At 67.3% G+C, this 25,242-nt stretch carries 23 protein-coding genes and 1 pseudogene; 12 read left to right on the top strand and 12 right to left on the bottom strand.

Going from position 1 to position 25,242, the window contains the following annotated elements; all coding sequences use genetic code 11:
* Positions 1-26: 26 nt before the first annotated feature.
* Positions 27-1,247 (bottom strand): nicotinate phosphoribosyltransferase, encoded by a 1,221-nt coding sequence (pncB, locus tag EJP69_RS24070; RefSeq protein WP_093203434.1) that lies wholly within the window; start codon positions 1,245-1,247, stop codon positions 27-29.
* A 178-nt stretch (positions 1,248-1,425) separates the two neighbouring features.
* Between pncB and EJP69_RS24065 the strand changes: the two genes are divergently transcribed.
* Both EJP69_RS24065 and EJP69_RS24060 read left to right on the top strand, forming a co-directional pair.
* Positions 1,426-1,659, top strand: coding sequence for a CsbD family protein (locus EJP69_RS24065; RefSeq protein WP_093303623.1), 234 nt, complete (start codon positions 1,426-1,428; stop codon positions 1,657-1,659).
* A 70-nt stretch (positions 1,660-1,729) separates the two neighbouring features.
* Entirely contained in the window at positions 1,730-2,137 is a 408-nt protein-coding gene (locus tag EJP69_RS24060; protein ID WP_093203438.1) for a hypothetical protein, read from the top strand.
* Between the two features lie 27 nt (positions 2,138-2,164).
* Here EJP69_RS24060 and EJP69_RS24055 read toward each other — a convergent pair whose 3' ends face one another.
* The gene (locus EJP69_RS24055; RefSeq protein ID WP_126472765.1) at positions 2,165-2,611 is read right to left on the bottom strand and encodes an acyl-CoA thioesterase; all 447 of its coding nucleotides are present in this window, start codon (positions 2,609-2,611) and stop codon (positions 2,165-2,167) included.
* 220 nt (positions 2,612-2,831) lie between these two features.
* Between EJP69_RS24055 and EJP69_RS24050 the strand changes: the two genes are divergently transcribed.
* On the top strand, positions 2,832-3,383 hold the full coding sequence (locus EJP69_RS24050) for a phasin family protein (protein ID WP_125951637.1): 552 nt from the start codon (positions 2,832-2,834) through the stop codon (positions 3,381-3,383).
* Between the two features lie 235 nt (positions 3,384-3,618).
* Positions 3,619-4,377, top strand: a complete 759-nt coding sequence (locus EJP69_RS24045) for a 3-hydroxyacyl-CoA dehydrogenase (RefSeq protein ID WP_126472764.1) — start codon at positions 3,619-3,621, stop codon at positions 4,375-4,377.
* Here EJP69_RS24045 and EJP69_RS24040 read toward each other — a convergent pair.
* Positions 4,325-5,275 (bottom strand): YihY/virulence factor BrkB family protein, encoded by a 951-nt coding sequence (locus EJP69_RS24040; RefSeq protein ID WP_093303615.1) that lies wholly within the window; start codon positions 5,273-5,275, stop codon positions 4,325-4,327. The two genes, EJP69_RS24045 and EJP69_RS24040, sit on opposite strands and share 53 nt — an antisense overlap.
* An 82-nt stretch (positions 5,276-5,357) precedes the next feature.
* Between EJP69_RS24040 and dnaG the strand changes: the two genes are divergently transcribed.
* The 5 genes from dnaG (at position 5,358) to sugE (ending at position 12,857) form a co-directional block, all read left to right on the top strand.
* On the top strand, positions 5,358-7,388 hold the full coding sequence (dnaG, locus tag EJP69_RS24035; protein WP_126472763.1) for a DNA primase: 2,031 nt from the start codon (positions 5,358-5,360) through the stop codon (positions 7,386-7,388).
* A 297-nt stretch (positions 7,389-7,685) separates the two neighbouring features.
* A complete protein-coding gene (gene rpoD, locus EJP69_RS24030) occupies positions 7,686-10,019 on the top strand; it encodes an RNA polymerase sigma factor RpoD (RefSeq protein ID WP_093203445.1) in 2,334 nt (777 codons plus the stop codon).
* Positions 10,020-10,120: 101 nt separating this feature from the next.
* Positions 10,121-11,356, top strand: a complete 1,236-nt coding sequence (locus EJP69_RS24025) for a multidrug effflux MFS transporter (protein WP_126472762.1) — start codon at positions 10,121-10,123, stop codon at positions 11,354-11,356.
* 13 nt (positions 11,357-11,369) lie between these two features.
* Positions 11,370-12,503 carry an HPP family protein gene (locus EJP69_RS24020; RefSeq protein ID WP_126472958.1) on the top strand — a complete coding sequence of 378 codons (1,134 nt, stop codon included), beginning with the start codon at positions 11,370-11,372 and terminating at the stop codon, positions 12,501-12,503.
* A gap of 33 nt (positions 12,504-12,536) precedes the next feature.
* Positions 12,537-12,857, top strand: a complete 321-nt coding sequence (gene sugE / locus EJP69_RS24015) for a quaternary ammonium compound efflux SMR transporter SugE (protein WP_093303611.1) — start codon at positions 12,537-12,539, stop codon at positions 12,855-12,857.
* Between the two features lie 7 nt (positions 12,858-12,864).
* Here the strand turns inward: sugE and EJP69_RS24010 are convergent, their stop codons facing one another.
* Genes EJP69_RS24010 through EJP69_RS24000 form a run of 3 tightly spaced genes read right to left on the bottom strand, consistent with a single transcriptional unit; the run spans position 12,865 to position 16,052 of the window.
* On the bottom strand, positions 12,865-13,854 hold the full coding sequence (locus EJP69_RS24010) for a tripartite tricarboxylate transporter substrate binding protein (protein ID WP_420824232.1): 990 nt from the start codon (positions 13,852-13,854) through the stop codon (positions 12,865-12,867).
* Positions 13,855-13,899: 45 nt separating this feature from the next.
* Positions 13,900-15,108, bottom strand: a complete 1,209-nt coding sequence (locus EJP69_RS24005) for a CaiB/BaiF CoA transferase family protein (RefSeq protein WP_126472761.1) — start codon at positions 15,106-15,108, stop codon at positions 13,900-13,902.
* The gene (locus tag EJP69_RS24000) at positions 15,105-16,052 is read right to left on the bottom strand and encodes a hydroxymethylglutaryl-CoA lyase (RefSeq protein WP_093203452.1); all 948 of its coding nucleotides are present in this window, start codon (positions 16,050-16,052) and stop codon (positions 15,105-15,107) included. The genes EJP69_RS24005 and EJP69_RS24000 overlap by 4 nt, the downstream gene beginning before the upstream one ends.
* Positions 16,053-16,155: 103 nt before the next feature.
* Between EJP69_RS24000 and EJP69_RS23995 the strand changes: the two genes are divergently transcribed.
* The 3 genes and pseudogenes from EJP69_RS23995 (at position 16,156) to EJP69_RS23985 (ending at position 18,827) form a co-directional block, all read left to right on the top strand.
* A complete protein-coding gene (locus EJP69_RS23995; protein ID WP_093203453.1) occupies positions 16,156-17,058 on the top strand; it encodes a LysR family transcriptional regulator in 903 nt (300 codons plus the stop codon).
* Positions 17,059-17,211: 153 nt separating this feature from the next.
* Positions 17,212-18,105, top strand: a pseudogene (locus EJP69_RS23990) (MBL fold metallo-hydrolase); the annotation flags it as partial.
* Positions 18,099-18,827 (top strand): DsbA family protein, encoded by a 729-nt coding sequence (locus tag EJP69_RS23985; RefSeq protein ID WP_126472759.1) that lies wholly within the window; start codon positions 18,099-18,101, stop codon positions 18,825-18,827. The pseudogene EJP69_RS23990 and the gene EJP69_RS23985, both read left to right, overlap by 7 nt.
* 18 nt (positions 18,828-18,845) lie before the next feature.
* Here EJP69_RS23985 and EJP69_RS23980 read toward each other — a convergent pair whose 3' ends face one another.
* From EJP69_RS23980 to EJP69_RS23955, 6 genes are all read right to left on the bottom strand, one after another.
* A complete protein-coding gene (locus EJP69_RS23980) occupies positions 18,846-20,549 on the bottom strand; it encodes a tannase/feruloyl esterase family alpha/beta hydrolase (protein ID WP_126472758.1) in 1,704 nt (567 codons plus the stop codon).
* Positions 20,550-20,586: 37 nt separating this feature from the next.
* Positions 20,587-21,291 (bottom strand): ABC transporter ATP-binding protein, encoded by a 705-nt coding sequence (locus EJP69_RS23975; protein WP_126472757.1) that lies wholly within the window; start codon positions 21,289-21,291, stop codon positions 20,587-20,589.
* Complete coding sequence (locus EJP69_RS23970) at positions 21,284-22,045, bottom strand: ABC transporter ATP-binding protein (protein WP_126472756.1); 762 nt, start codon at positions 22,043-22,045, stop codon at positions 21,284-21,286. The genes EJP69_RS23975 and EJP69_RS23970 overlap by 8 nt, the downstream gene beginning before the upstream one ends.
* Positions 22,042-23,043 (bottom strand): branched-chain amino acid ABC transporter permease, encoded by a 1,002-nt coding sequence (locus EJP69_RS23965; RefSeq protein WP_126472755.1) that lies wholly within the window; start codon positions 23,041-23,043, stop codon positions 22,042-22,044. Before EJP69_RS23965 ends, EJP69_RS23970 begins: the two co-directional genes overlap by 4 nt.
* The gene (locus tag EJP69_RS23960) at positions 23,044-23,916 is read right to left on the bottom strand and encodes a branched-chain amino acid ABC transporter permease (RefSeq protein WP_019655845.1); all 873 of its coding nucleotides are present in this window, start codon (positions 23,914-23,916) and stop codon (positions 23,044-23,046) included.
* A gap of 144 nt (positions 23,917-24,060) precedes the next feature.
* On the bottom strand, positions 24,061-25,233 hold the full coding sequence (locus tag EJP69_RS23955; RefSeq protein WP_093203464.1) for an ABC transporter substrate-binding protein: 1,173 nt from the start codon (positions 25,231-25,233) through the stop codon (positions 24,061-24,063).
* Between the last annotated feature and the right edge of the window lie 9 nt (positions 25,234-25,242).

The following is a 25,242-nucleotide window of genomic DNA, read 5'->3' as shown; positions in this document are numbered from 1 at the left end:
CCGTACCAGACAGGTCAGTACAGCCTTCACGCCGGGGGTTGTTCGATCTCGAAGACCTGGCGCAGGTAGGCCAGGTATTTCTCGTCCTCGCACATGTTCTTGGACGGCGTGTCCGACAGCTTGGCCACCGGCTGGCCGTTGCACTCGATCATCTTGATGACGATCTGCAGCGGCTCGTAGCCCAGGTCGTTGGTGAGATTGGTGCCGATGCCGAAGGCCAGCTGGCAGCGGCCGCGGAACTGCTGGTAGAGCTCGATGGTGCGCGGCACCGTGAGGCCGTCGCTGAAGATCAGCGTCTTGGTGCGCGGATCGACCCGGTTGGCGATGTAGTGCGCCAGCATGCGCTCGCCCCAGACGAAGGGGTCTCCGCTGTCGTGGCGGGCGCCGTCGAAGAGCTTGCAGAAGTACAGGTCGAAGTCGCGCAGGAAGGCGCTCATGCCGTACACGTCGGACAGCGCGATGCCCAGGTCGCCGCGGTACTCGCGCGCCCAGCTCTCGAAACCGAAGATCTGGCTGTCGCGCAGCCGCGGGCCGAGCGCTTGGCAGGCCTGCAGGTATTCGTGGGCCATGGTGCCCAGCGGGATCATGCCGAGCTTCATGGCGTACAGCACGTTGCTGGTGCCCGCCAGCTGCGGCAGCCGGGCGCCGGGCGGCGCCTGCACCGGCGGCGAGGTGACGGCGCCTAGGCGGGCGGCCGCGGTGCGCAGCACTTCCTCGTGCCAGTCCTTGGAGAAGCGGCGGCGCGTGCCGTAGTCGGCGATCTTCAGGTCGCCGAGGCCGGCTTCCTGCAGCTGGGCGATCTTGGTCTCGAGCCGCCGGCGGCCTTCCTGGAAGTTGGGGTTCTTCTGCGTGTTGCGGAAATAGACCTCGTTGACGATGGCCAGCACCGGGATCTCGAACAGGATGGTGTGCAGCCACGGCCCCTTGATGCGGATCTCGAGCTCGCCCGAGGGCTGGGGAATGATGTTGATGTACTTCTCGTTGAGCCGGAAGAGCCCCAGGAAGTCGACGAAGTCGCTCTTGATGAAGCGCATGGAGCGCAGGTAGGCCAGTTCGGCGTCGCGGAACTGCAGCGAACACAGCCCCCGCACCTCTTCGCGGATCTGCCCGGCGAACTGGGCGAGGTCGACACCCGGGTTGCGGCACTTGAAGCGGTACTCGACCCTGGCGCCCGGGAAGTGATGCAGGACCACCTGCATCATCGTGAACTTGTAGAGGTCGGTGTCGAGCAGGCTGTGAATGATCATGGTGCTGGGCGCGTTGTCTCAATCTTTCGGCGGCCGTTCGATTATCACGGCGCGCGTCGGCCTCTGCCTACGGGGGCCGGACAGCACGTCCTACCGGCAGGGCGAATACCCCGGGCGACAGTGATTTCACGGCGGCGGACGAAGCCCCGCCGAGTCAACAGCCTCAAAGGAGATTCGCATGAACAAGGACACCATCGAAGGCAACTGGAAGCAGCTCAAGGGCAAGGTCAAGGAGCAGTGGGGGAAGCTGACCGACGACGACTTCGACGTCATCGCCGGCAAGCGCGACCAGCTGCTCGGCCGCATCCAGGAGCGCCACGGCATCAGCCGCGACGAAGCCGAGAAGCAGGTCAAGGACTGGGAATCGCGCGACGGCCGCTCGCCGGACGCGCTCTGGTTCGAGCGCTACTGAGCGCCGCCGGACTCTCCCCTGCCGAATCCGATCCGATCCCATCCATCCAATCCCCGAAGGAGAACATCCCATGAAAAAGCACCTTCTCATGCTGGCCCTCGCCTCCACCTGTTTCATCGCGACGCAGGCCAGTGCCATGACCAAGGACGAATACAAGGTCGCCAAGGAAAAGATCGAGGCCGACTACAAGGTCGCCAAGACCCAGTGCGGCACCATGAAGGACAACGCCAAGGACGTCTGCATGAAGGAAGCCAAGGGCAAGGAAGATGTCGCCAAGGCCGAACTCGAGCAGCAATACCAGCCCAGCGACAGCCACGCCCGCAAGGTGGCCGAGGAAAAGGTGAAGGCCACCTACGAAGTCGCGAAGGAAAAGTGCGACGACCAGAAGGGCGAAGCCAAGACCGCTTGCGAGAAGCAGGCCAAGGCTGACGAAGCCCAGGGCAAGGCCGAGATCAAGGCCATGAAGAAGACCATGTAAGGTCTTCCGCGCGGGAGACCGGCTCGCTCAGGCCCTGAGCGAGTCGACCACCTGCTGCAGCGCCTCAGGCAGCGGCACCGGGCGCTGCGTGGCGCGGTCCACGTAGACGTGGATGAAGTGGCCCTGCGCCGCGGCGCTATCGGAGCCCTCGGCGAAGAGGGCGATCTCGTAGCGCACGCTGGACCGGCCCGCCTGGGCCACCCGGATGCCCGCCTCCACCGTCTGCGGGAACGCGATCGGCGCGAAGTAGTTGCACTGCGTCTCCACCACGAAGCCGACGGTCTGGCCCTGGTGGATATCGAGCGCGCCGCGCTCGATCAACAGCGCATTCACCGCCGTGTCGAACCAGCTGTAGTAGACGACGTTGTTGACGTGGCCGTACATGTCGTTGTCGGCCCAGCGCGTCGGGATGCTGCGGAATGCGCGGTAGCCGCTGCGCGTATGGGGAGTGGGTTTGGTGGTGGGAGCACTCATCGCGGCGGATTTTGCCAGCGGCGCCTTCCGCGGAAAGCAACCTTGGAGACCGCCCGGCAGCCGGATTTAGATGACGGCTTCTAAATTGCTGCACGGCAGCAAAAACCTCTTGATCGCAAAACTCAGCTGCCTATACTTGAGGCCATGCTGCACCGCAACATGAACAGCGAGACAGCGCAACGTGAACCGACCACTCAATCATCCCTTCTGGAGATCTCAAATGGCCCTGACCGCTGACCAAATCCTCGCCGCTCAAAAAGCAAACCTCGAAACCCTCTTCGGCCTGACCACCAAGGCTTTCGAAGGCGTCGAGAAGCTCGTCGAACTGAACGTGACCGCTTCGAAGGCCGCCCTGGCCGAAGCCCAGAACACCGCCCAGGCTGCCCTGAGCGTCAAGGACGCGCAAGAACTGCTGACGCTGCAAGCCAGCCTGTTCCAGCCCCTGGCCGAAAAGACCGCCGCCTACAGCCGTCACCTGTACGACATCGCCCAAGGCACCGGCGCCGAGTTCACCAAGGCCTTCGAAGCCAAGGCCTCGGAAGCCCAGCAAGCCTTCGTCGGCCTGGTCGACAGTGCTTCCAAGAACGCTCCCGCCGGTTCGGAAACCGCCGTTGCCGTCCTGAAGAGCGCCGTGGCTGCCGCCAACAACGCTTTCGAATCGGTTCAAAAGGCTGTCAAGCAAGCTTCTGACGTCGCCGAAGCCAACTTCAACGCCGTGTCGACCCAAGCCGTCGCCGCTGCGAAGACCGCCACCGCTTCGCGCAAGCGCTAAGCAACCGACCACCACCAGTTGTCTCCTTGGGTCCTCACGGATCCAATTCAGGGCCTCGTCTCACGACGAGGCCTTTTTTTATACCTGTTGCTCGCTCCCAGGCTACGCGCACTTCGTGTCGCTTCGCCTCCCCCTACCGGGGGCAACACCCGCGGCCCGGCGAAGCCGGTTCCACGGTGTTCCTGGCCTGCGCTTCGCGTCTTCGATAATGAAAGGCTCATCTCAGGAGACTTTTATGCAGATCGACGGCAAGGTTTTTATCGTGACCGGTGGCGCTTCGGGCCTCGGCGAAGGCACGGCGCGCATGCTGGCCGCGAACGACGGCAAGGTGGTCATTGCCGACATGCAGGCCGAAAAGGGCGAAGCCGTCGCCAGGGAAATCGGCGGCGTGTTCGTCAAGTGCGACGTGAGCCAGGAGGCCGACGGCCAGGCGGCCGTGGCCGCTGCGCTCAAGCTCGGCAAGCTGGTTGGCCTCGTCAACTGCGCCGGCATCGCGCCGGCCGAGAAGACGGTGGGCAAGAACGGCCCGCACGCGCTGGCCGTGTTCAGCAAGACCGTCACGGTCAACCTGATCGGCAGCTTCAACATGATCCGCCTGGCGGCCGACGCCATGGGCAAGAACGAGCCCGAAGCCACCGGCGAGCGCGGCGTGCTGATTTCCACCGCCTCGGTCGCGGCCTACGACGGCCAGATCGGTCAGGCCGCCTACAGCGCCTCGAAGGGCGGCGTGGTCGGCATGACGCTGCCCATCGCCCGCGACCTCGCGCGCAGCGGCATCCGCAACATGACCATTGCTCCCGGTATCTTCGGCACGCCCATGCTGTTCGGCATGCCGCAGGAAGTGCAGGACGCGCTGGCCGCCAGCGTGCCCTTCCCTTCGCGCCTTGGTACGCCCGAGGACTACGCCAAGCTCGCCAAGCACATCATCGAGAACGACATGCTCAACGGCGAGGTGATCCGCCTGGACGGAGCGATTCGACTGGCTCCCCGCTGACCCTTTCGGATTCCGGCAGCTTCGTGCTGCCGGTGCGGTCCAGGCGCTCGTACTGCGCGATCACCTGGGCCCCGAGCAGCACGAGCGTGGCGGCGATCTCCAGGCTCAGCAGCACGACGATGGCCGTGGTGAGCGAGCCGTAGACCACGTTCACCTGCGACAGCGTCGAGAAATACCAGATCAGCACCCGCCGCGTGGCCTCCCACAGCAGCGCGGCCGTCACGCCGCCAAGCAGCGCGTGGCGCAGCGACATGCGCCCGGCCGGCATCACGAGGTAGAGCGAAGTCAGCATGAAGATCTCGCCGCCCAGCCCCAGCAGGTAAAGCAGCAGCCCCGAAATGCCCGAAAGCGACCAGCTGCGCCCCAGCAGGTCGACGCTTTCCTGTCCCACCAGTTGCAGCGCCCCCGACACCAGCGTGACCAGCAGCAGCCCCACGCACAGGCACAGGATGTAGACGTAGGGCATGGCCACCGACACCAGGAAGTGCCGCTTGTGGTCGGCCTTGCGGTGGTGAAAGATCACCGCCATCGCGCTTTCGAGCACGCTGAAGGCCAGCGAGCTGAAGAAGATCATCGTCACCAGCAGCACCGGGCCGAGCACGTCGCGGTGGTCCAGGAAGCTCGACAGTTCCGCCACGATGGCCTTCGACTGCCCCGGCAGCAGCCATTCGAGGTACCGCCCGATGGTGCGCAGCAGCTCGGCCTGCTCGATGACATGAGACAGCGCGATCACGCTCACGATCAGCAGCGGCACGATGGACAGCAACGCGTAGTACGCCACCGCGCCCGCGAGCAGCAGGCCCTGGTTGGCGCGGAATTCCTTGAGGGCGTCCCAGAAGAATCTGAGGGGATGGCGCAGCAGCGGCGCGACGTGTTGCAGCGGTTTGGGCGTCGTCATGCGTGGATTCCGGTCGCTTTCAGTATGCCGCCCGGCGGTGAACCTTCGGCTGCTTGCGTATGATTTGCCGCTCTTCGCCTACATGACCATCCCCGCTTCATTCATCCAGGAACTCATCGCGCGCGCCGATGTGGTCGAGATCGTCGGCCGCTATGTGCAGCTCAAGAAGGCCGGCGCCAATTTCATGGGGCTGTGCCCGTTCCACGGCGAGAAATCGCCCTCTTTCTCCGTCAGCCCGACCAAGCAGTTCTATCACTGCTTCGGCTGCGGAGTGCATGGCAACGCCATCGGCTTCCTGATGGAACACGCGGGCATGGGTTTCGTCGAGGCGGTCCACGACCTCGCCGGCCAATACGGCATGCAGGTGCCCGAGGACGACGTCTCCCCCGCCGAGCGCGCCCGCGCCGCCAGCCAGCGTCAGAAGCAGGCCACGCTGACCGACGTGCTCGAGAAGGCCGGCGACGCCTATCGCAAGCACCTGCGGCAGGCCCCCGGCGCCATCGAATACCTGAAGGGCCGCGGCGTCTCGGGCGAGGTGGCCAAGCAGTTCGGCATCGGCTATGCGCCGGCCGGCTGGCGCGCCCTGGCGAGCGTGTTTCCCGACTACGACGACCCGCTTCTCGCCGAGAGCGGCCTGGTGATCGTCAACAACGAGGAAGGCAAGCTCAGCGAGGAAGAAGCCAAGCGCTACGACCGCTTCCGCGACCGCGTGATGTTCCCCATCCGCAACGTGAAGGGCGAATGCATCGGCTTCGGCGGCCGCGTGCTGGGCGACGAGAAGCCCAAGTACCTGAATTCGCCCGAGACGCCGGTGTTCAGCAAGGGCCGCGAGCTCTACGGCCTCTACGAAGCCCGCTCGGCCTTCCGCGACCGGGGCTATGCGCTCGTCACCGAGGGCTACATGGACGTGGTGGCGCTGGCGCAGCTGGGCTTTCCGAACGCCGTGGCCACGCTCGGTACGGCCTGCACGACGGAGCACGTGCAGAAGCTCTTCCGCTTCACCGAATCGGTGGTGTTCAGCTTCGACGGCGACGCCGCCGGCCGCCGCGCCGCCCGCAAGGCACTCGACGGCGCGCTGCCCTATGCCACCGACGTGCGCAGCATCAAGTTCCTGTTCCTCCCGACGGAGCACGACCCCGACAGCTTCATCCGCGAGCACGGCGCCGAGGCCTTCGCCCGCTTCGTCAACGAAGCCACGCCGTTGTCGCGCTTCATGATCGAAGCCGCCCGCGAAGGCTGCGACCTGACCACCGCCGAAGGCCGCGCCCACATGACGAGCAACGTGCGCCCGCTCTGGGGCGCGATGCCCGACGGCGCGCTGAAACGACAGCTGCTGAGCGAGATCGCGACGCTGGTTCAGCTCGACGCATCCGCGCTGTCGGAGCTGTGGGCCTCCACGCCCGGTCCGCGCAAGGCCGGCGGCGCTCCCGCGCAGCAGCGGCGCCACGACGAGCCCCCGAGCTACGGCGACGCAGGCGGAGACGACTACTACCCGGACATGCCTCCGCCGCAGGACTATGAGCCGCCCCGCTATGAAAGCGATAGCAAGCCCAAGTTCCAGCAGCGCAAGTTCACGGGCAAGGGCGGCAAGCGCTGGGGCGGGAAGTTCGAGGAGCCCATCGAGCCGCTGCGCGGACGCGGCGCGCCGCCGAGCCGTCCTGACGTGGCGGTACGGCTGCTGCTGTCGAACATGGCCCAGTGGGAAGCGCTGTCGCACGAGCTCCACGTGATGCTGTGCGACCTGCCCGGCCAGCACGGCGCCCTCTTCACCTGGCTCGACAGCCAATTGCACGAGCACGGCGTCCAGCCCTGGGCGGCCTTGCGCGAAGGCCTGCGTGGGCTCGAATTCGAAGCCCTGGCCGAGCGGCTGATGTCCGTCGCCGAGGCCGGTCCCATTCCCGAGGGCGAGGAAGCCCAGCACCTGGCCGACGCCGCCCGGGAGCTCGCCAGCGTGCTCGATTTCATGCTCGAGGAGCTCTTGAAAAAGCAGGAGAACGAGGCAATTGCAGCTTTCGGGAAAGACCCCGATGCACCCGATCGTTTCAGGGCAATCCAGGCGCGGCGGCTCGAATTGCGAGCCCGATTGCGCGCGTCGGGATCAGAAACTGCTTGAAATTTGCGCAACACGCTATAATGTAGGGCTTCGCAACTGGCGAAATTAGGCAAGAGCGACAGCAGCACCTCCGGGCCGGCCCCTAGCGCAACGCACTCCAACGGTAGATTCCGGCGGAAAGGGCCAATAACCGCAAGGACTGCACACCAAATGTTCGCCCGACATCTTGCCTGTTGAGGAATTAATTCCTCTTTCCCAATTGTTTCCAGTCCATGCCTGTGCATGGGCTCGGTGGCGCTGTCCGCGTGACGGTGCGCCTGTGATTCCGCTTGTCTTTTCTTGCCGTAACGAGGTCGTATGCCCAGTTCAAAGAAGCCTGCTCCTTCACTTGCCAAAAGCGTCGCCACCAAGCCCGCAACAGAAAAACCGTTGAAAGCCAGCGCAAAGCCGGCAACCAAGACGGCTGCCGCCGCATCCAAATCGGCCGCCGCTACGAAAGTGAAAACCGTGCCCACGAAATCGACCTCCCTCGAAGATCCCAAGAAAGCAGCCGCTCCGGCAGCCAAGAAGGTCGGCCGCCCGCCCAAGGCCGCCGGCGCCGCCTCGACCACCACCGGCGCCAAGCGCGGCCGCAAGCCCAAGGCCGACAAGGAAGCCCCCGAGAGCGACGTCGACCTGTCGGACATCGAGGACGATCTGGCGGGTGACGAGCCCGCGGCCGCTGCGACCGAGGAAAAGGTCAAGCCGCTTCGCATGAAGATCAGCAAGGCGAAGGAACGCGCCTTGATGAAGGAGTTCGGCCTCGACGAGACCGTGCTCTCCGAAGAAGACCTGGCCAAGCGCCGCTCGCGCCTGAAGACCCTGATCACGCTGGGCAAGACGCGCGGCTACCTGACGCACGGCGAAATCTCCGACCACCTTCCCGACAAGCTGGTCGACGCCGAGACCATGGAAGTCGTGGTCACCATGCTCAACGACATGGGCGTGGCGGTGTACGAGCAGACGCCCGACGCCGAAACCCTGCTGCTGAACAACACCGCGCCCACCGCCACCACGGTGGAAGAAGCCGAGGAAGAAGCCGAAGCCGCGCTCTCCACGGTGGACAGCGAATTCGGCCGCACCACCGACCCGGTGCGCATGTACATGCGCGAGATGGGCACGGTCGAGCTGCTGACGCGCGAAGGCGAAATCGAGATCGCCAAGCGCATCGAAGGCGGCCTGATGGCCATGATGGAAGCCATTTCGGCCTCCCCCGCCACCATCGCCGAGATCCTGCGCCTGGCCGGCGAGATCCGTGAAGGCAAGGTCGTCATCTCGACCATCGTCGACGGCTTCTCGAACCCCAACGAGGCCGACGACTACGTGGCCGAGGAAGACTTCGACGAATTCGACGAGGAAGACGACGACGACGGCAAGGGCGGCTCCAAGGCCCTGACCAAGAAGCTCGAGGAACTCAAGAACGAGGCCCTCTCGCGCTTCGACCGCATCGCCGAGCTGTTCGAGAAGATCCACAAGATCTACGAGAAGGAAGGCTACGGCACGCCGGCGTACGCCAAGGCCCAGCAGGCCGTGTCCGACGAGCTGATGACCATCCGCTTCACCGCCCGCACCATCGAGAAGCTGTGCGACCTGGTGCGCACGCAGGTGGACGACGTCCGCAAGAAGGAGCGCGAGTTGCGCCGCATCATCGTGGACAAGTGCGGCTTCCCGCAGGACGAGTTCATCCGCGACTTCAGCGGCTACGACAAGAACGGCAACCGCATCGCCTCCAACCTGCTGAACCTGAAGTGGGTCGAGAAACAGGCCGCCGCCGGCAAGCCCTGGAGCATGGTGCTGTCGCGCAACATCCCACCGGTGCAAGAGTTGCAGCAGAAGCTCGCCGACATCCAGTCGCGCGTGGTGGTGCCGCTGTCGGAGCTGAAGGACATCAACAAGCGCATGAACGAGGGCGAATCGTCCTCGCGCGACGCCAAGAAGGAAATGATCGAGGCCAACCTGCGCCTCGTGATCTCCATCGCCAAGAAGTACACGAACCGCGGCCTGCAGTTCCTCGACCTGATCCAGGAAGGCAACATCGGCCTGATGAAGGCGGTCGACAAGTTCGAATACCGTCGCGGCTACAAGTTCTCGACCTACGCGACGTGGTGGATCCGCCAGGCCATCACCCGCTCGATCGCCGACCAGGCGCGCACCATCCGCATCCCGGTGCACATGATCGAGACGATCAACAAGATGAACCGCATCTCGCGCCAGCATCTGCAGGAGTTCGGCTTCGAGCCCGACGCCGGCATCCTGGCCGCGAAGATGGAGATCCCGGAAGACAAGATCCGCAAGATCATGAAGATCGCGAAGGAGCCGATCTCGATGGAAACCCCCATCGGCGACGACGACGATTCGCACCTGGGCGACTTCATCGAGGACAGCAGCAACACGGCTCCCATCGAAGCCGCGATGCAGGCCGGCCTGCGCGACGTGGTCAAGGACATCCTCGACAGCCTCACGCCGCGCGAAGCCAAGGTGCTGCGCATGCGCTTCGGCATCGAGATGAGCACGGACCACACGCTGGAAGAAGTCGGCAAGCAGTTCGACGTGACCCGCGAGCGCATCCGCCAGATCGAGGCGAAGGCCCTGCGCAAGCTCAAGCATCCGTCGCGTTCGGACAAGCTGCGCAGCTTTATTGATACGCTCTGATCCGGTCTCCCGGTATTTTCCCGACGAGGAGGCGCCCGCAAGGGCGCTTTCTTTTTTGGTACTCGCAAGACTCGCATAAGAAGAATGGAGCAAACCTCACCATGAATCCCGATGCAGACAAACTCTGGCAGGCCCCGCGCTGGGCGCTTGCCGTGCTGCTCGCGGTGCTCGGCATGCTCGGGCCCTTCTCCATCGACACCTACATCCCGGCCTTCTCGGGCATCGCCCGCTCCATCGGCGCGACGCCGGCCGAGATGCAGCAGACGCTCTCGGCCTACCTCTTCGGCTTCGCGTTCATGAATCTGTTCCACGGTGCGCTGTCGGACAGCTTCGGTCGCCGCCCCGTGGTGCTGTGGGGCCTGGCGGTGTTCACGCTGGCATCGCTGGGCTGCGCGCTCTCGCAGAACATCACGCAACTGGTGCTCTTCCGCGGCCTGCAGGGCCTGTCGACCGGCGCGGGCATCGTGGTCTCGCGCGCGGTGATCCGCGACATGTTCCCGCCCGCCGAGGCGCAGCGGGTGATGAGCCAGGTCACGATCTACTTCGGCGTGGCACCGGCCATCGCGCCCATCGTGGGCGGTTTTCTCTTCGTGCACGCGGGCTGGCACGCGGTGTTCTGGTTCCTTGTGGCGGTGGGCGTGGTGCTGTTCGCGGCCAATTACAAGCTGCTGCCCGAGACGCTGCACAAGGACCACCGCCAGCCTTTCCAGGTGCGGCACCTGATGCGCGGCTACTGGGACCTGTGCTCCGACCCGCGCTTCCTGCTGCTGGCCTTCGCCAGCGGCGTGCCCTTCAACGGCATGTTCCTCTACGTGCTGGCCGCGCCCGCATTCCTCGGCGACCACCTCGCGCTGCAGCCGCAGCAGTTCTTCTGGTTCTTCCTGCTGACCATCGGCGGCATCATGCTCGGCGCGCGCGCCAGCGGGCGCATGGCCGGCAAGGTGGCGCCGAAGCGGCAGATCCGCGACGGCTTCGTGATCATGCTGGCCACCTCGGTGGTCAACGTGGTGGCCAACACCTTCTTCCAGGCGCACGTGGCATGGGCGCTGTGGCCGCTGGCGGTGTTCGCCTTCGGCTGGGCGCTGATGGTGCCGGTGGTCACGCTGCTGGTGCTCGACCTGCACCCGGAGCGCCGCGGCATGGCCTCGTCGCTGCAGGCGGTGATCGGCTCCACCGCCAACGGCATCGTGGCCGGCGCGGTGGCGCCGCTGGTGATGCACTCCACGCTCGCGCTGGCGCTCACCTCCATGGGCATGCTCGGCATCGGGCTGGTCGCCTGGGTGTGGCTGCACGACCGCTGGCCCGACATCGGGCGCAAGGTGGCGCACGAAGGCTGAGGCAGACATGGCGATGCGCTTCCCGGCAATCCTGACCCACGCGCGCGCATGGCTGCCGGCGCGCACCACCGTCGATGCCCGTGAGCGGCTGCGCGCTGTCATGGGCGCGGGCATCGGCCTGCTGTTCACCGCGCTGCTGTGCCGGTGGCTGGCCGGCCCGCTGGCCGCCTCGGTCTGGCTGATCGCGCCGCTGGGGGCCAGCGCGGTGCTGGTGTTCGCGGTGCCGGCCAGTCCGCTGGCACAGCCGTGGTCGGTCATCGGCGGCAACACGCTGTCGGCGGTGGTCGGCATCGCGGCCGCCAACTGGATTCCAGACCCCGCGCTGGCCGCCGCCGTCGCGGTGGCTGGCGCCATCGGCCTGATGTTCAGCGCGCGCTGCCTGCATCCGCCCGGCGGCGCCGCGGCACTGCTCGCGGTGCTGACGCACACCACGCATTTCTCGTCGGCCCTCTTCCCCTTCTTCACCAATTCGCTGCTGCTGGTGCTGGCGGGCGTGGCCTACAACACGCTCACGGGTCGCCGCTATCCGCACGTGCAGGTGGCGCAACGACCGCCCGGCTCGGACGCACGCTTCAGCCAGGCCGACATCGACGCGGTGCTGGCCCGCTACAACCAGGTGCTCGACATCAGCCGCGACGACCTCGAATCGCTGATCCGCGAGACCGAGCTCGAGTCGTACAAGCGCCGCCTCGGCACGCTGAGCTGCGCGGACATCATGTCCAGGGTGCCGATCTCGGTGGAGTTCGGCACGCCGCTGCAGGAAGCCTGGGCGCTGATGCACGAGCGCCGCATCAAGGCCCTGCCGATCACCGACCGCACGCGCCGCGTGGTGGGCATCGTCACGCAGGCCGACTTCTTCCGCCAGCTCGACCTGCAGCACCACGAGGGCATCGCGGCCAAGCTGCGCGACCTGATCCGCGCCACCCGCACGGTGATGTCGAACAAGCCCGAGGTGGTGGGCCAGATCATGACGCGCCAGGTGCGCGTGGCCAGCGCCGACCGGCCGGTGGTCGACCTGGTGCCGCTGTTCTCCGAGGGCGGCCACCACCATATCCCCATCATCGACGCTGAAAAGCGGCTGGCCGGCATGATCACCCAGTCGGATTTCGTGCGCGCCCTCTACCGTGCCGTGCGGCCGGAGAACTAGAGAGTCCCTTTCATCCAAGGAGAAGGAGCGCACATGGCGTGGATCGTGTTGTTCATCGCAGGCCTGCTCGAGATGGGCTGGGCCATCGGCCTCAAGTACACCGAAGGCTTCACCAGGCTCTGGCCGTCGGTCGGCACCGCGATCTCGATGGTGCTCAGCGTGGTGCTGCTGGGCTGGGCGATGCGCACGCTGCCGGTGGGCACGGCCTACGCGGTGTGGACCGGCATCGGCGCGGTCGGCACCGTGGCGCTGGGCATCGTGCTGTTCAACGAGCCCGCGAACGCCGCGCGGCTGGTGTGCGTGGGGCTGATCATCGCGGGCATCCTGGGGCTCAAGTTCACGAGCGCGGCCTGAGCCTGCGCTATTCCAGCGTCACGTTCGCCTTCTTCACCAGCGCGGCATAGCGCGCTGCCTCGCTGCGGAAGAAGCTCGCGGCCTGCTCCGGCGTCGTGGGCCTGATGACATTGCCCTGCCTGTCCATCGCCTCGCGCACCTCCGCGCTGCCGAACGCAGCAACCACGGCGCCGTGCACGCGCTGGACATCGGCCGGCTGCATCTTCGCCGGCCCGATCACCGCGAACCAGCCCTCGACCGCGTAGTTGGGCAGCCCCTGCTCGGCGATGGTCGGGATGTCGGGCGCGGCCGGCGAGCGTTGCGCGCCGCACAGGCCGATGGCGCGCAGCGCGCCGCTCTTGATGTGCTGCTGCACGGCCGGCAGCGCGATCACGCCCATCTCGACCTGCCCGCCGATCATGTCGGTCATCATCGGCCCGGTGCCCTTGTAGGGAATGTGCCGCGCCTTCACGCCCGCCTCGTCCAGGAACATCTCGTCGGCCAGGTGCAGGATGGTGCCGTTGCCCGACGAGGCGTAGTTGTAGCCGCCCGGCTTCGCGCGCAGCAGCGCGATCAGTTCCTGGACGTTCTTCGCGGGCAGCTTCGGGTTGGCCACCAGCACCAGCGGCGTGGCGCCGATCACGCTGATCGGCGTGACGTCGTTGATCGCGTCGAAGGGCATCTTCCTGAACACCGCCGGATTGATGACGTGGTTGTTCGACACCATGCCCAGCGTGAGGCCGTCCGGCGCGGCCTTGACGATGGCCGCCGCGCCGGTGATGCCGCCCGCGCCCGGCAGGTTCTCGATCACCACCGGCTGGCCGAAGGCCTTGCCGAGCGCCGGCGCGGCCGCGCGCACGATGGCGTCGACGCCCGAGCCCGCGCTGATCGGCAGGATGAAACGGATGGGCTTGTCCGAGCCCTGCGCGAGCGCGGGGCATGCGGCCACTGCGGCGGCGCATGCGCCGAGGCCGAGCAGCGCGCGGCGGTTCATCTTCAGGGAAAGTGCGTTCGTCATGGTCTTGTCTCTCTTCTTTATGGTTCTGGGAAATAAGTGCGTCGCTCAGGCCACGGCCGATCCGGCGTGCAGCGCATCGATCTCCTCGTGCGCATAGCCCAGCCCGGCCAGCAACTCGCGGGTGTGCTCGCCCAGCGTCGGCGGATGCAGCCTCACGCCGAGGCGCTCGCCGTCGAGCGTGATCGGGAACAGCGTCGTCTGCGCCATCTCGCCGGCACGCTCGCCGTCGGGCAGGCGTATGTCGGCGAGCCCGCCCGTGGCCTTCAGGTGCGGATCGGCATACAGGTCCTCGGGCCGCGTGATCGGCGCGAACGGCAGTCCGCTGGCCTCGAAGATCGCCGACAGCTCCGCCGCCGAGCGCTGCGCGAGGCGCTCGCGCAAATCGGCCAGCAGCGTGGGCCGCAGGCGCACGCGGTCGTTGTTGGTGCGCAGGGCCAGGTCGGCCTTCAGGTCATCGAAGCCCAGCGCCTCGCAGAAGGTCTTCCACTGCGCGTCGCTCACGGCAGCGAGGAAGATCTGCTCGCCGTCCTTCACGGTGAACACGTCGTACAGCGCCCAGGCCGAGATGCGCTCGGGCATCGGCGCCGCCGCCTGTCCGGTGATCGCGTACTGCAGCATGTGCTGGCCGACCAGGAACACGTTGTTCTCGAACAGCGCCGACTTCACCTCCTGGCCCTTGCCGGTCTCGGTGCGCTGCATGAGCGCGGCGATCGCGCCGATGGCGCCGAACATGCCGCCCATGATGTCGTTCACGCTGGTGCCCGCGCGCAGCGGATCGCCGGGGCGGCCCGTCATGTAGGCCAGCCCGCCCATCATCTGCACCACCTCGTCGAGCGCGGTGCGGTGCTCGTAGGGGCCGGGCAGGAAGCCCGTATGGTTCACGTACACAAGGCGCGGGTTGAGCTTGCCCAGCGCGGCGTAGCCCAGGCCGTACTTGTCCATGGTGCCGGGCTTGAAGTTCTGCGCCACCACGTCGGCGGTGACGCACAGCCGCAGCGCGGCCTCCACGCCCTGCGGATGCCGCAGGTCGAGCGCGATGCTCTTCTTGTTGCGGTTGAACATCGGGAAGAAGCCCGCGCCCGCGCCCAGCAGGTGCCGCGTGCGGTCACCCTCGATGGGCTCGACCTTGATGACCTCCGCCCCCAGGTCCGCCAGCACCATGCCGCAGGTCGGCCCCATCACCATGTGCGTGAACTCGACCACACGGATGCCGGCGAGCGGCAGGCGCTTTTCTTCGGTGCCTGCCGTGCTCATGCCGCGACGCCTTCCATGGCCGTGAAGGTCTTCGGAAAGCCCGCGCGCCACACCGTGCCCTGCAGGGTCTCGCCCTCGAGCCAGCCCGCCACGCGGCGGCGCAGGTCGAGCAGCTTCGGCAGGTCGACGCCGGTGGCGACACCCATGCTCTCCAGCATGAAGACCAGATCTTCGGTGTCGACATTGCCGCTGGCGCCCGGCGCATGCGGACAGCCGCCGATGCCGGCCAGGCATGCGTCGAAGCGCGTGATGCCGACTTCGAGCGCCGCATACGCATTCGCGAGCCCCATGCCGCGCGTGTCGTGGAAATGGCCGCACCAGAGCCGGTCGCCCGCGATGCGCAGCGCGCGCTCGAACAGGCTGCGCACCATCGCCGGATCGGCGTAGCCGACAGTGTCGGCAAGGCTCACGCGGTCGGCGCCTGCGTCGAGCAGCGCCTGCATCAGCCGCAGCACCTCTTCGGCGTCGACGTGGCCCTGCAGCGTGCAGCCGAAGGCCGTGCCCACGCCGCCGTCGATCAGCGTCTTCGAGCCCGCGGCGTCGCGCGCCGCGCGGATGCGGCCGACCTCGGCCACCACCTCATCGGGCGTCTTGCGCAGGTTGGCGAGGCTGTGCGCGTGACTCGCCGAGAGCGGCACGATCATCAGGTCGGCCCCGCCGGCGATGGCCCGCTCGGCCCCCTTGAGGTTGGGCACCAGCACCGAGGCGAAGAGCCCCGGCAGCGTCTTCGCATAGGCCAGCAGCTCGGCCGTGTCGGCCAACTGCGGCAGCAGGTGCGCGGGCACGAAGGAGCCGACCTCGATCTCGCGCTGCCCGGCGGCGTGCGCGTCGCGGATCCATTCGAGCTTGCGTTCGGTGGGCAGCACGCGCGCGATGCTCTGGAGGCCGTCGCGCAGGCCCACTTCGCGGACGACCGCGCGCGGCGGCAGGAAAGCGTGAATCAAGTCTTGTCTCCGTCGTGAGTGAAAGTACCCGACGGATGGTAGAAGTTCCGAATCGATCCAGAAGCTATATTTTGGAAGTCATCCGATTCCAGAACGGAACACCATGAGAGACCTCGACCTGACCACCCTGCGCCTCTTCGTCGCCGTCTGCGAAACGCGAAGCATCGCGCGCGCCGGCGAGCAGGCCAGCATCGTCGGCTCGGCCATCAGCAAGCGGCTGGCCCAGCTGGAAGAGACCGTCGGCACGCCGCTGCTGCTGCGCAAGCGCCGGGGCGTGGTGCCCACGCCCGCCGGCGAAACCCTGCTGGAGCACGCCCGCGCGATGCTCGGCAGCGTGAACCGCATCGAGCGCGACATGGCGGCGTACGCCGGCGGCGTGCGCGGGCACGTGCGCATCCTGGCCTCGGCCTCGGTCATGGCCGAGTCGCTGGCCGAGGACGTGGCCGACTTCCTGCAGGACCCGGCGCACCGCAACATCCGCGTGGACATGGAGGAGCGCGTGAGCCCCGAGATCGTGCGCGGCATCCGCGAGGGCACCGCCTCCATCGGCCTGTGCTGGGACGCGGCCGACCTCGAGGGCCTGGAGCGGCGCGACTATCGCAGCGACCACCTCGCCATCGTGGCGCATCCGTCCCACCCGGTGGCGCAGTGCGAGAGCGTGCGCTTCGAGCAGGTGCTCGACCACGAATTCGTCGGCATGCCTGCGCTGAGCGCGGTGCAGCTCATGCTCGCGCGCGAGGCGGCCGTGGCGGGCAAGCCGCTGGTGTACCGGGTGCTGGTGTCCAACTTCGACGCGGCGCTGCGCGTGGTGCGCGCCGGGCTGGCGATCAGCGTGGTGCCTGCCGAGGTGGCCCGGCCCTTCGCCGAGGCCTTCGGGCTGCGGCTGATGCCGCTGACCGACCCGTGGGCGCGGCGGCGGTTCGCGATCTGCTTCCGGGGCGACACGGAGCTTTCGCCCTCGGCGCAGCTGCTGGTGGCGCATCTGGAGCGGCGTGCCAGCGACTGATTCGTCCGAATTCGTCTAGATTCGTCCGGATTTGGAAACTATCCGTTGTGGATCGTCGGGTTTTTGTTTCGATTCGCGCAACCTAATATTCGAGGCATTCAGCGCTGTCACCCATCCACCCCGAATCGAATCACGCACAGAAAGATCGCCGCCATGTTCCGCAGAGCCCTCCTCTCCTCCGCCCTCGCCGTCAGCTTCGGCCTCGTCGCACCGCTCGCCGCCCAGGCCGCGCAGCCGCTCAAGCTCGACGTGTACAACCCCGGCGCGAAGTCGATGTTCCCGGTCTCCTCGGAGATCGTCACCGGCCAGACCGATGCCGTGCTGATCGACGCCCAGTTCCAGCGCAACGACGCCGAGGCGCTGGTGCAGAAGATCAAGGCCACGGGCAAGAAGCTCACCACGGTCTACATCAGCCACAGCGACCCCGACTACTACTTCGGCCTCGACGTGATCCAGGCCGCATTCCCCGACGCGAAGATCGTCGCCACGCCGCAGACCGTGGCCGCCATCAAGGCCTCGAAGGACGGCAAGCTCGCGCACTGGGGTCCGATCCTGAAGGACAACGCGCCCAAGGCGCTGGTGGTGCCGCAGCCGCTGGCCGGCGACAGCATCGAGCTCGAGGGCCGCAAGATCCAGGTCGTAGGCCTCGACGGCCCCACGCCCGAGCGCAGCTTCGCGTGGATTCCCTCGCTGAAGGCGGTGGTCGGCGGCATCCCCGTCTCGGCCAACATCCACGTGTGGGTGGCCGACACGCAGACGCCCGAATCGCGCCTCGACTGGATCAAGACACTGGGCCGCATCGAAGCACTGCATCCCAAGACCGTGGTGCCCGGCCACTACCTGCCGAACGCGAACGGCAGCGCGCCCTACTCGCTCGCGTCGGTGAAGTTCACGCGCGACTACCTGAAGGCCTTCGAAGTCGAAGCGACCAAGGCCAAGGACTCGGCCGCGCTCATCGCCGCGATGAAGAAGCGCTACCCGAAGCTGGAAGACGCCTCGTCGCTGGAACTCGGCGCCAAGGTCATCAAGGGAGAGATGAAATGGCCGCAATGAACGACGCCGTGAGCAACGGCGCCACGCTGCACTACATCTTCGATCCGCTGTGCGGCTGGTGCTACGCGGCCGCGCCGCTGGTCGACGCGGCGCGCGAAGTGCCGGGCCTGAAGGTCGAGTTCCACGGCGGCGGCATGATGACCGGCGCCAACCGCCGCCCGATCACGCCGCAGTGGCGCGACTACGTGATGCCGCACGACCATCGCATCGCAGAGATGACGGGCCAGCCCTTCGGCGAGCGCTACTTCGAGGGACTGCTGCGGGACACCGGCGCGGTGATGGACTCCGAACCGCCGACCACCGCCATCCTCGCGGCCGACACGCTGCGCCCCGGCGGCGGGCTGGACATGATCCATCGCCTGCAGCAGGCGCACTACGTCGAGGGCCGCCGCATCGCCGACGTGGAAGTGCTGAAGGCGATCGCCGCCGAACTCGGCTTCGATGCCACGGCCTTCGCATCGGCCTTCGATAGCCAGTCGGGGGAAGCGACCGCGCGGCACATTGCGCAGAGCCGCCAGTTCCTGCAACGCGCGGGCGGCCAGGGCTTTCCGACCTTCGTGCTCGCGCAACCCGACGGCACCGCGAGCCGCGTCGACATCGGCCCGTGGCTCGGCCGCGCGAACGAGTGGAAGGCTCAGCTCGGCGCGTTCGTTGCGCCGCCGCAGTCGCCCTCCGCGGAGCCGAACGCGTGCGGGCCGGACGGCTGCGCGATCTGACCCGTCAGGAGCTTCGCGCTACCTGCTGCACTGGAAGCTCGCCGCCTGCGTGGCGTCGCCGCTCACGTAGCGCGGCCACATCGGCCACTCGCACAGCGGACGCGCACGCGTGACCTTGAACGGCGGCTGCACCTCCTGCTCCACCAACTGCAGGCCGCCAGGCGCCTTTCCGCGCTCGACCCAGTCGGCCAGCGCGCCGAGCATGTCGACATTGGCAGGCGCGCCGCTTCCCACGTGGTCGACGCCGGGCGCGGTGTAAAGGCGCATGAAGCGGTCCACGTTGTCGCGGCCCAGGCGCGCTACCACCGACTCGTAGTAGCGGATGCCGGCGAACGGGCTCTGCGCGTAGTCGGCCATGTGCTCCAACATCAGCAGCTTGCCGCCGCGGGCATTGAATGCGCTCAGGTCGGGGTTGGTCGAATCCATGAGCTGCGACACGGTGGCGATGCGCGCGGCGTAGTCTTCAGCGCGGTAGTTGCGCACGTCGAGCGAAGGATTGCGTGCATAGAAATACTGCAGCGCGCCGCTGCCGTAGAACCATGCGATGCCGTTGCTCGGCTGCGGCGGCACGGTCGGCGCGGCGGTGCCGGTCCACCATGCGTTCCAGCCCCCCATGGAGGCGAAGGCCGGCGTCGCCTCGCCGCCGATGCTCCAGCCGGGGTACTCGTTGATGCCGTTGGCCAGCGGCACCGGCGCACGCCACGGCGTACGCAGCGTGCGCACCGCCTGCACCTGCGCATCGTTGAGGCAGTTATCGCCGCTCGTGCCCGCCGCGCAGCGCAGCGCGGCCGGATCGAAGCGCTGCAGGCAGGCCACCGGGTTCGACACGATGCGGTCGGCCACGCCGTCCGCCGCGTCGCACGACGCGAGCACCGCGTCGTGCACCAGCTGCACCTGCGCCGGCCGCAGCCAGCCCTCGCCGAAGGTGGCGATGCCGTTGCGCGTGCCGGCGTGCTGCAGTCCCGTCCAGTTGATCACCGGCACGCGGCTGAAGATGCCGTCGAAGTCCTGCGGATAGCGCTGCGCCATCGTGAGCGCCTCGCGTCCGCCTTCGGAGCTGCCCATGAAGTACAGCTTCTGCGGCGCCTGTCCGTAGGCGCGCTGCATCAGAGCCACGGCCACGTCGCGCACCTTCTTGTACGAGGCGTGCGCGAAGTTGGCCAGTGCCTCGTCGTTGAGCGCGAAGGCCTGCGGCGGCTGGCCCGCCACGCTCTGGTGGCCGGAGTCGGTGCCGTAGGTCACGTAGCCCTGCGCCAGCGGCGTGGGCAGGTCGAAGCGCGCGGCCGGCACCAGCGAGAGGCCGGTGATCAGCACGCCGTTGAAGCCGCCGCCGCCGTACTGCACGCTGCGCCCGTTCCACGCGAGCGGCAGGTTGGCCTGGAACAGGATGGGCGGGGCGCTGGCATCGACAGGTGCGATGCGGCCCAGCACCTTGCAGTACGAGGGCATCGCCGGCGTGATGCGTGCCGCGGGGCTGGGCCCGCGCTCGGCCACCGCGAGCGCGGAGGCCGGCACCAGCGTCGCGGAATCGATGGTCGCCGCGCCGCTCGGCAGGCCTATCGCCGACGCAGCGACCGGCGCGACCAGCGCCGCGCAGGCCGTTGCCGGATTGCCGCCGAGCGAGAGGCTCTTCGGGCCGGTGGTGGTGCCGCACGCGGCGAGCAACAATGCGGCGGTCGCCAGCATGGCGCCCCCGCTGAACACTGTCTTCGGGGTCGCCATCTGTCTGTCTCCTTTTTTGGTTTGTCGTGTCTGTCTGCTACCGCGCCACGCCCAGCAGCCGGTCGAGCACCTGCGGCTGGCTGCGCAGCGCGGCCGCGCTGTCGGTGTGGACGATGGTGCCGTGGTCGAGCACCACCGCCTCGTCGGAGATCGCGAGGATCGCCTGTGGATGCTGCTCCACGATGATCGCGGCCAGCCCCTCGTCCTGCGTGATGCGGCGGATGGCGCGCAGCAGCTCTTCCACGATGATGGGCGCGAGGCCTTCGAGCGGCTCGTCGAGCAGCAGCAGCTTGGGGTTGAGCACCAGCGCGCGGCCCACGGCCAGCATCTGCTGCTCGCCGCCGGAGAGCTGCGTGCCGAGGTTGGTCTTGCGCTCGGCAAGACGCGGGAACATCTCGTACACGCGCTGCGGATTCCACTTGCCGGGCCTCTCCACCGCGGTGAGGTTCTCATGCACCGTCAGCGACTTGAAGATGTTGCGCTCCTGCGGCACCCAACCGATGCCGGCCGCCGCGCGCAGGTGCGGCGCGAGCTTGTGCAGTGGCTGCCCGCCCAGCGAGATGCTGCCGCCGTGCTGGCGCGTAGCGCCCGCGAGCGTGTTGATCAGCGTGGTCTTGCCCGTGCCATTGCGGCCCAGCAGCGCGAGCGTCTGTCCCTCGCCGAGCGCGAAGGCCACGTCGTGCAGCACCACGGCCTCGCCGTAGCCGGCGCTCAGGTTCTCGATGCGCAGCAGTTCAGACATGCGCGCTCTCCCCGTGGCCCAGATAGACCTCCTTCACCTTCGGATCGTTGGCGATGGTCTCAGGGTCGCCTTCGGTCAGCAGGGTGCCGTTGACCAGCACCGTCATGCGGTCGGCGAAGCTGAACACCAGGTCCATGTCGTGCTCGATCAGCAGCACCGACACGTCGGCCGGCAGCGCGGCCACGGTCTGCAGCAGCTCCTCGCGCTCGCCGGCGGGCACGCCCGCCACCGGTTCGTCGAGCAGCAGCACGCGCGGCTCGCAGGCCAGCGCGATGGCGATTTCAAGCAGGCGGCGCTTGCCGTAGGCCAGGTGCTTCACCTGCTGTTGCGCCACGTCACTGAGGTGGAACTGCTCCAGCAACTGCGCCGCACGCTCGGCAATGGCCTTGCTCGAACCCAGCGGCCTCCACCACTGCGCGCCGATGCCCTGGTGCTGCGACACCACGAGCGCCAGCGTTTCGAGCGGCGTCATCGAGTCGAACAGCTGGTTGATCTGGAAGGTGCGCACCAGCCCGCGCGCCACGCGCTTGTGCGGTGCGAGCGAGGTGATGTCCTCGCCCATCAGTGTGATGCGGCCCTCGGTGGGCGTGAGCACGCCCGTGAGCTGGTTGATGAGCGTGGTCTTGCCCGCGCCGTTCGGGCCGATGAGCGCATGGCGTGCGCCGCGCCTGAGCTCCATCGTCACGTTGTTGGTGGCCGTGATGCCGCCGAAGCGCATCACCAGGCCGTGGGTGGAAAGCACGGTGTCGGTCATGCCGCACCGCCCTTCTTGCCCTTGCTTGCGCCGAACCACGTCCACGGCTTGAGCAGGCGGTCGCGCCCGACGAGCACCAGCAGCACGAGGATCAGGCCGATCCAGAACATCCAGTACTGCGGCGTCACGGCCGACAGCCAGGTCTGCAGCAGCTTGAAGACGATGGCACCCGCCACGCCGCCATAGAGCCAGCCCACGCCGCCGATGACCAGCATCAGCAGCACGTCGGCCGAGCGGTCGAAGGCCAGCACGTCGAGCGAGGCGAAGCCGGTGGTCTGCGCCAGCAGCGCGCCGGCAGCGCCGGCGATGCCCGCCGCCACCGTGTAGATCACCACCAGACGCGACACCACCGGAATGCCGATGGCCATGGCGCGCAGCCGGTTGTCGCGGATGGCCTTCAGCGTGGCTCCGAAGGGCGAATGCACGAGGCGGCGCATCACGAGGAACAGCACCAGCATCACCGCCAGCGAATACCAGGCTGCCGTGCGGCCGTACAGGTCGAACTCGAACATGCCGAGCACCGGCCCCATCACCACGCCCTGCAGGCCGTCGGCGCCGCCGGTGAGCCAGTCGAGCTTGTTGGCGAGTTCGAGCAGCAGCAGCGCCGTGCCCAGCGTGACCATCAGCCGCGTGAGGTCGCTGCCGCGCAGGATCGTCACGCTGGCCACCAGGCCCAGCAGCGCGGCCAGCACGGTCGCGAACAGCAGGCCCACGGTCGGGTCGGGCATCACGAGCTTGGCGAAGAGTGCCGCCGCGTACGCACCGAAGCCGAAGAAGGCCGCATGGCCCAGCGACACGATGCCGGTGTAGCCCAGGATCAGGTCCAGCGACATCGCGAACAGCGCGACGATGGCGATCTCGTTGACCAGCAGCGAGTGCGAAGGCATCACGAGCGGCAGCGCGAAGGCCGCGGCCCAGACGACGAACTCGAGCGGACGCCAGCGCGCCTTGCGCAGCAGGGCCGACTGGAAATCGGCGACGACGGGAGGCGTGCTCATTCAGCGGCCCCCTTTGCGCGTGAACAGGCCCTGCGGGCGCCACATCAGGATCAGGATCATCAGCAGGTAGACGGTGAACGCGCCCATCTTCGGAATGAAGTACTTGCCCGCCACGTCGGCGATGCCCAGCAGCAGCGCCGCCGCGAGCGGCCCGGTGATCGACGAGGTGCCGCCGACCGAGACCACGATCAGGAAATAGATCATGTACTTGAGCGGGAAGGTCGGATCGAGCCCCAGGATCTCGGCGCCCAGCGCGCCGCCCAGCCCCGCGAGCCCGGAGCCCACTGCGAAGGTCAGCAGGAACACGACGTTGACGTTGATGCCCAGCCCCGCCGCCACGCGCGGATCGTCGACCGCCGCGCGCAGCCGGCTGCCGAAGCGCGTCTTCGAAAGAATGAGCTGCAGCACCACCGTGAGCACCGCGCACACGCCGATGATGAAGAGCCGGTAGTGCCCCATGCCCAGCAGCAGCGCGCCGTCGCCGATCTCGGTGCGACCGCGCAGCCATTCGGGCAGCTGCACGTTCTGCTGCGACGAGCCCACGAAGTAGTCGACAGCAGCCACGGCCATGAAGGCCAGGCCGATGGAAAAGAGCACCTGGTCGAGGTGCGGCTTGCCGTACATCGGTCGGTAGAGCGTTCGCTCCAGCAGCGCGCCGGCCAGCGCGACGACGATGAACGCGAGCGGCAGGCAAGCCAGGAACGGCACGCCCAGCTTCTGCATCGCGAACACCGTGAGATAGCCGCCCGCCATGGCGAAGGCGCCGTGCGCGAGGTTGATGAAGTTCATCAGCCCCAGCGTCACGGCCAGCCCGACGGCGAGCACGAAGAGCAGCATGCCGTAGGCGATGCCGTCGAAAAGGATGGTCAACATGTCAGCTACTCAAACACGGGCCGCGCCTTGCGGTCTCTTCGCGAAACACCGAGGAACCGGCTTTGCCGGGCCTCAGGTGTTGCCCCCGGAAGGGGGTTGGCGAAGCGACACGAAGTGCGCGCAGCCTGGGGGCGAGCTATTTTTTTATTTTGCTTTGCCCGGGTCCTTCACGCCCTTGATCACGTCGAACTCGACGTTGTAGAGCTGCCCGTCCTTCTTCTCGACCTTGCGCAGGTACACGTCCTGCACGATGTCGCGCGTCTGCGCGTCGATCAGCACCTGGCCGCGCGGGCTCTCGAAGACCTGGCCCTTCATGGCCGCCAGCAGCGCCTCGCCGCCGCCCTGGCCCTTGGTGGCCTTGAGCGCCTCGTAGATCACGCGCATGCCGTCATAGCCGCCCACGGCCATGAAGTTGGGGCGCATCTTGGGGTTGGCCTTCTCGAAGGCCTCGACGAACTTCTTGTTCATCGCCGAGGGGTGCGCCGCCGAGTAGTGGTGCGAGGTGACCACGCCGAGCGCGCCGTCGCCCATGTCGTTGAGCTGGTCGTCGTCGGTCACGTCGCCGGTGGCGATCATGCGGATGCCGGCCTTGTCCATGCCGCGCTCCAGGAACTGCTTCATCACCGCCGCGCCCGCGCCGGAGGGCACGAAGACGAAGAGCGCATCGGGCTTCACGTCGCGCACCTTCTGCAGGAAGGGAGCGAAGTCGGGGTTGCGCAGCGGCACGCGCAGCTTGTCGAGCACCTTGCCGCCGTTGAGCTGGAAGCGCTCGGTGAAGAACTTCTCGGCGTCGTTGCCCGGGCCGTAGTCGGCCACCAGCGTGACGACCGTCTTCACGCCGTTCTTCGGAGCCCAGTCGCCCATGGCCACCGACACCTGCGGCAGCGTGAAGCTCGAACGGATGATGTAGGGCGATGCCTCGGTGATGCTCGACGTGGCGGCGGCCATTACCACTTCCGGCGTCTTCGACTGGGTGGCGATGGGCGCCACCGCGAGGGCCAGCGGCGTCAGGCCGAAGCCGGCCAGCACATTGACCTTGTCGTTCACCACCAGCTCCTGCGCGAGGCGCTTGGTCACGTCGGGCAGGCCGGTGTCGTCCTTGACGATCAGCTCCACCTTCTTGCCGGCCACGGTGTCGCCGTTCTGGGCCATGTACAGGCGCGCGGCGGCTTCGATCTGGCGGCCCGTGGAGGCCGACTGGCCCGTCATCGGAAGGATCAGGCCGATCTTGAACTTGTTGTCCTGGGCGCTGGCCAGCGACATCGAAAGCGCAAGTGCTGACAGGGCGGCGGTCTGAATGAGATGGCGTCTTTGCATGTTTTTTCC

Source organism: Variovorax gossypii (assembly GCF_003965815.1).
GTDB lineage: Bacteria > Pseudomonadota > Gammaproteobacteria > Burkholderiales > Burkholderiaceae_C > Variovorax > Variovorax gossypii.
The sequence above is the reverse complement of the archived record's forward strand: the minus strand, read 5'-3'. Positions and strand labels throughout refer to the sequence as shown.

Bases quoted from the DNA above. Each gene is read 5' to 3' on its own strand.
- pncB (WP_093203434.1), bottom strand. From the start codon at position 1,247: ATGATCATTCACAGCCTGCTCGACACCGACCTCTACAAGTTCACGATG.
- EJP69_RS24065 (WP_093303623.1), top strand. From the start codon at position 1,426: ATGAACAAGGACACCATCGAAGGCAACTGGAAGCAGCTCAAGGGCAAG.
- EJP69_RS24060 (WP_093203438.1), top strand. From the start codon at position 1,730: ATGAAAAAGCACCTTCTCATGCTGGCCCTCGCCTCCACCTGTTTCATC.
- EJP69_RS24055 (WP_126472765.1), bottom strand. From the start codon at position 2,611: ATGAGTGCTCCCACCACCAAACCCACTCCCCATACGCGCAGCGGCTAC.
- EJP69_RS24050 (WP_125951637.1), top strand. From the start codon at position 2,832: ATGGCCCTGACCGCTGACCAAATCCTCGCCGCTCAAAAAGCAAACCTC.
- EJP69_RS24045 (WP_126472764.1), top strand. From the start codon at position 3,619: ATGCAGATCGACGGCAAGGTTTTTATCGTGACCGGTGGCGCTTCGGGC.
- EJP69_RS24040 (WP_093303615.1), bottom strand. From the start codon at position 5,275: ATGACGACGCCCAAACCGCTGCAACACGTCGCGCCGCTGCTGCGCCAT.
- dnaG (WP_126472763.1), top strand. From the start codon at position 5,358: ATGACCATCCCCGCTTCATTCATCCAGGAACTCATCGCGCGCGCCGAT.
- rpoD (WP_093203445.1), top strand. From the start codon at position 7,686: ATGCCCAGTTCAAAGAAGCCTGCTCCTTCACTTGCCAAAAGCGTCGCC.
- EJP69_RS24025 (WP_126472762.1), top strand. From the start codon at position 10,121: ATGAATCCCGATGCAGACAAACTCTGGCAGGCCCCGCGCTGGGCGCTT.
- EJP69_RS24020 (WP_126472958.1), top strand. From the start codon at position 11,370: ATGCGCTTCCCGGCAATCCTGACCCACGCGCGCGCATGGCTGCCGGCG.
- sugE (WP_093303611.1), top strand. From the start codon at position 12,537: ATGGCGTGGATCGTGTTGTTCATCGCAGGCCTGCTCGAGATGGGCTGG.
- EJP69_RS24010 (WP_420824232.1), bottom strand. From the start codon at position 13,854: ATGACGAACGCACTTTCCCTGAAGATGAACCGCCGCGCGCTGCTCGGC.
- EJP69_RS24005 (WP_126472761.1), bottom strand. From the start codon at position 15,108: ATGAGCACGGCAGGCACCGAAGAAAAGCGCCTGCCGCTCGCCGGCATC.
- EJP69_RS23995 (WP_093203453.1), top strand. From the start codon at position 16,156: ATGAGAGACCTCGACCTGACCACCCTGCGCCTCTTCGTCGCCGTCTGC.
- EJP69_RS23985 (WP_126472759.1), top strand. From the start codon at position 18,099: ATGGCCGCAATGAACGACGCCGTGAGCAACGGCGCCACGCTGCACTAC.
- EJP69_RS23980 (WP_126472758.1), bottom strand. From the start codon at position 20,549: ATGGCGACCCCGAAGACAGTGTTCAGCGGGGGCGCCATGCTGGCGACC.
- EJP69_RS23975 (WP_126472757.1), bottom strand. From the start codon at position 21,291: ATGTCTGAACTGCTGCGCATCGAGAACCTGAGCGCCGGCTACGGCGAG.
- EJP69_RS23970 (WP_126472756.1), bottom strand. From the start codon at position 22,045: ATGACCGACACCGTGCTTTCCACCCACGGCCTGGTGATGCGCTTCGGC.
- EJP69_RS23965 (WP_126472755.1), bottom strand. From the start codon at position 23,043: ATGAGCACGCCTCCCGTCGTCGCCGATTTCCAGTCGGCCCTGCTGCGC.
- EJP69_RS23960 (WP_019655845.1), bottom strand. From the start codon at position 23,916: ATGTTGACCATCCTTTTCGACGGCATCGCCTACGGCATGCTGCTCTTC.
- EJP69_RS23955 (WP_093203464.1), bottom strand. From the start codon at position 25,233: ATGCAAAGACGCCATCTCATTCAGACCGCCGCCCTGTCAGCACTTGCG.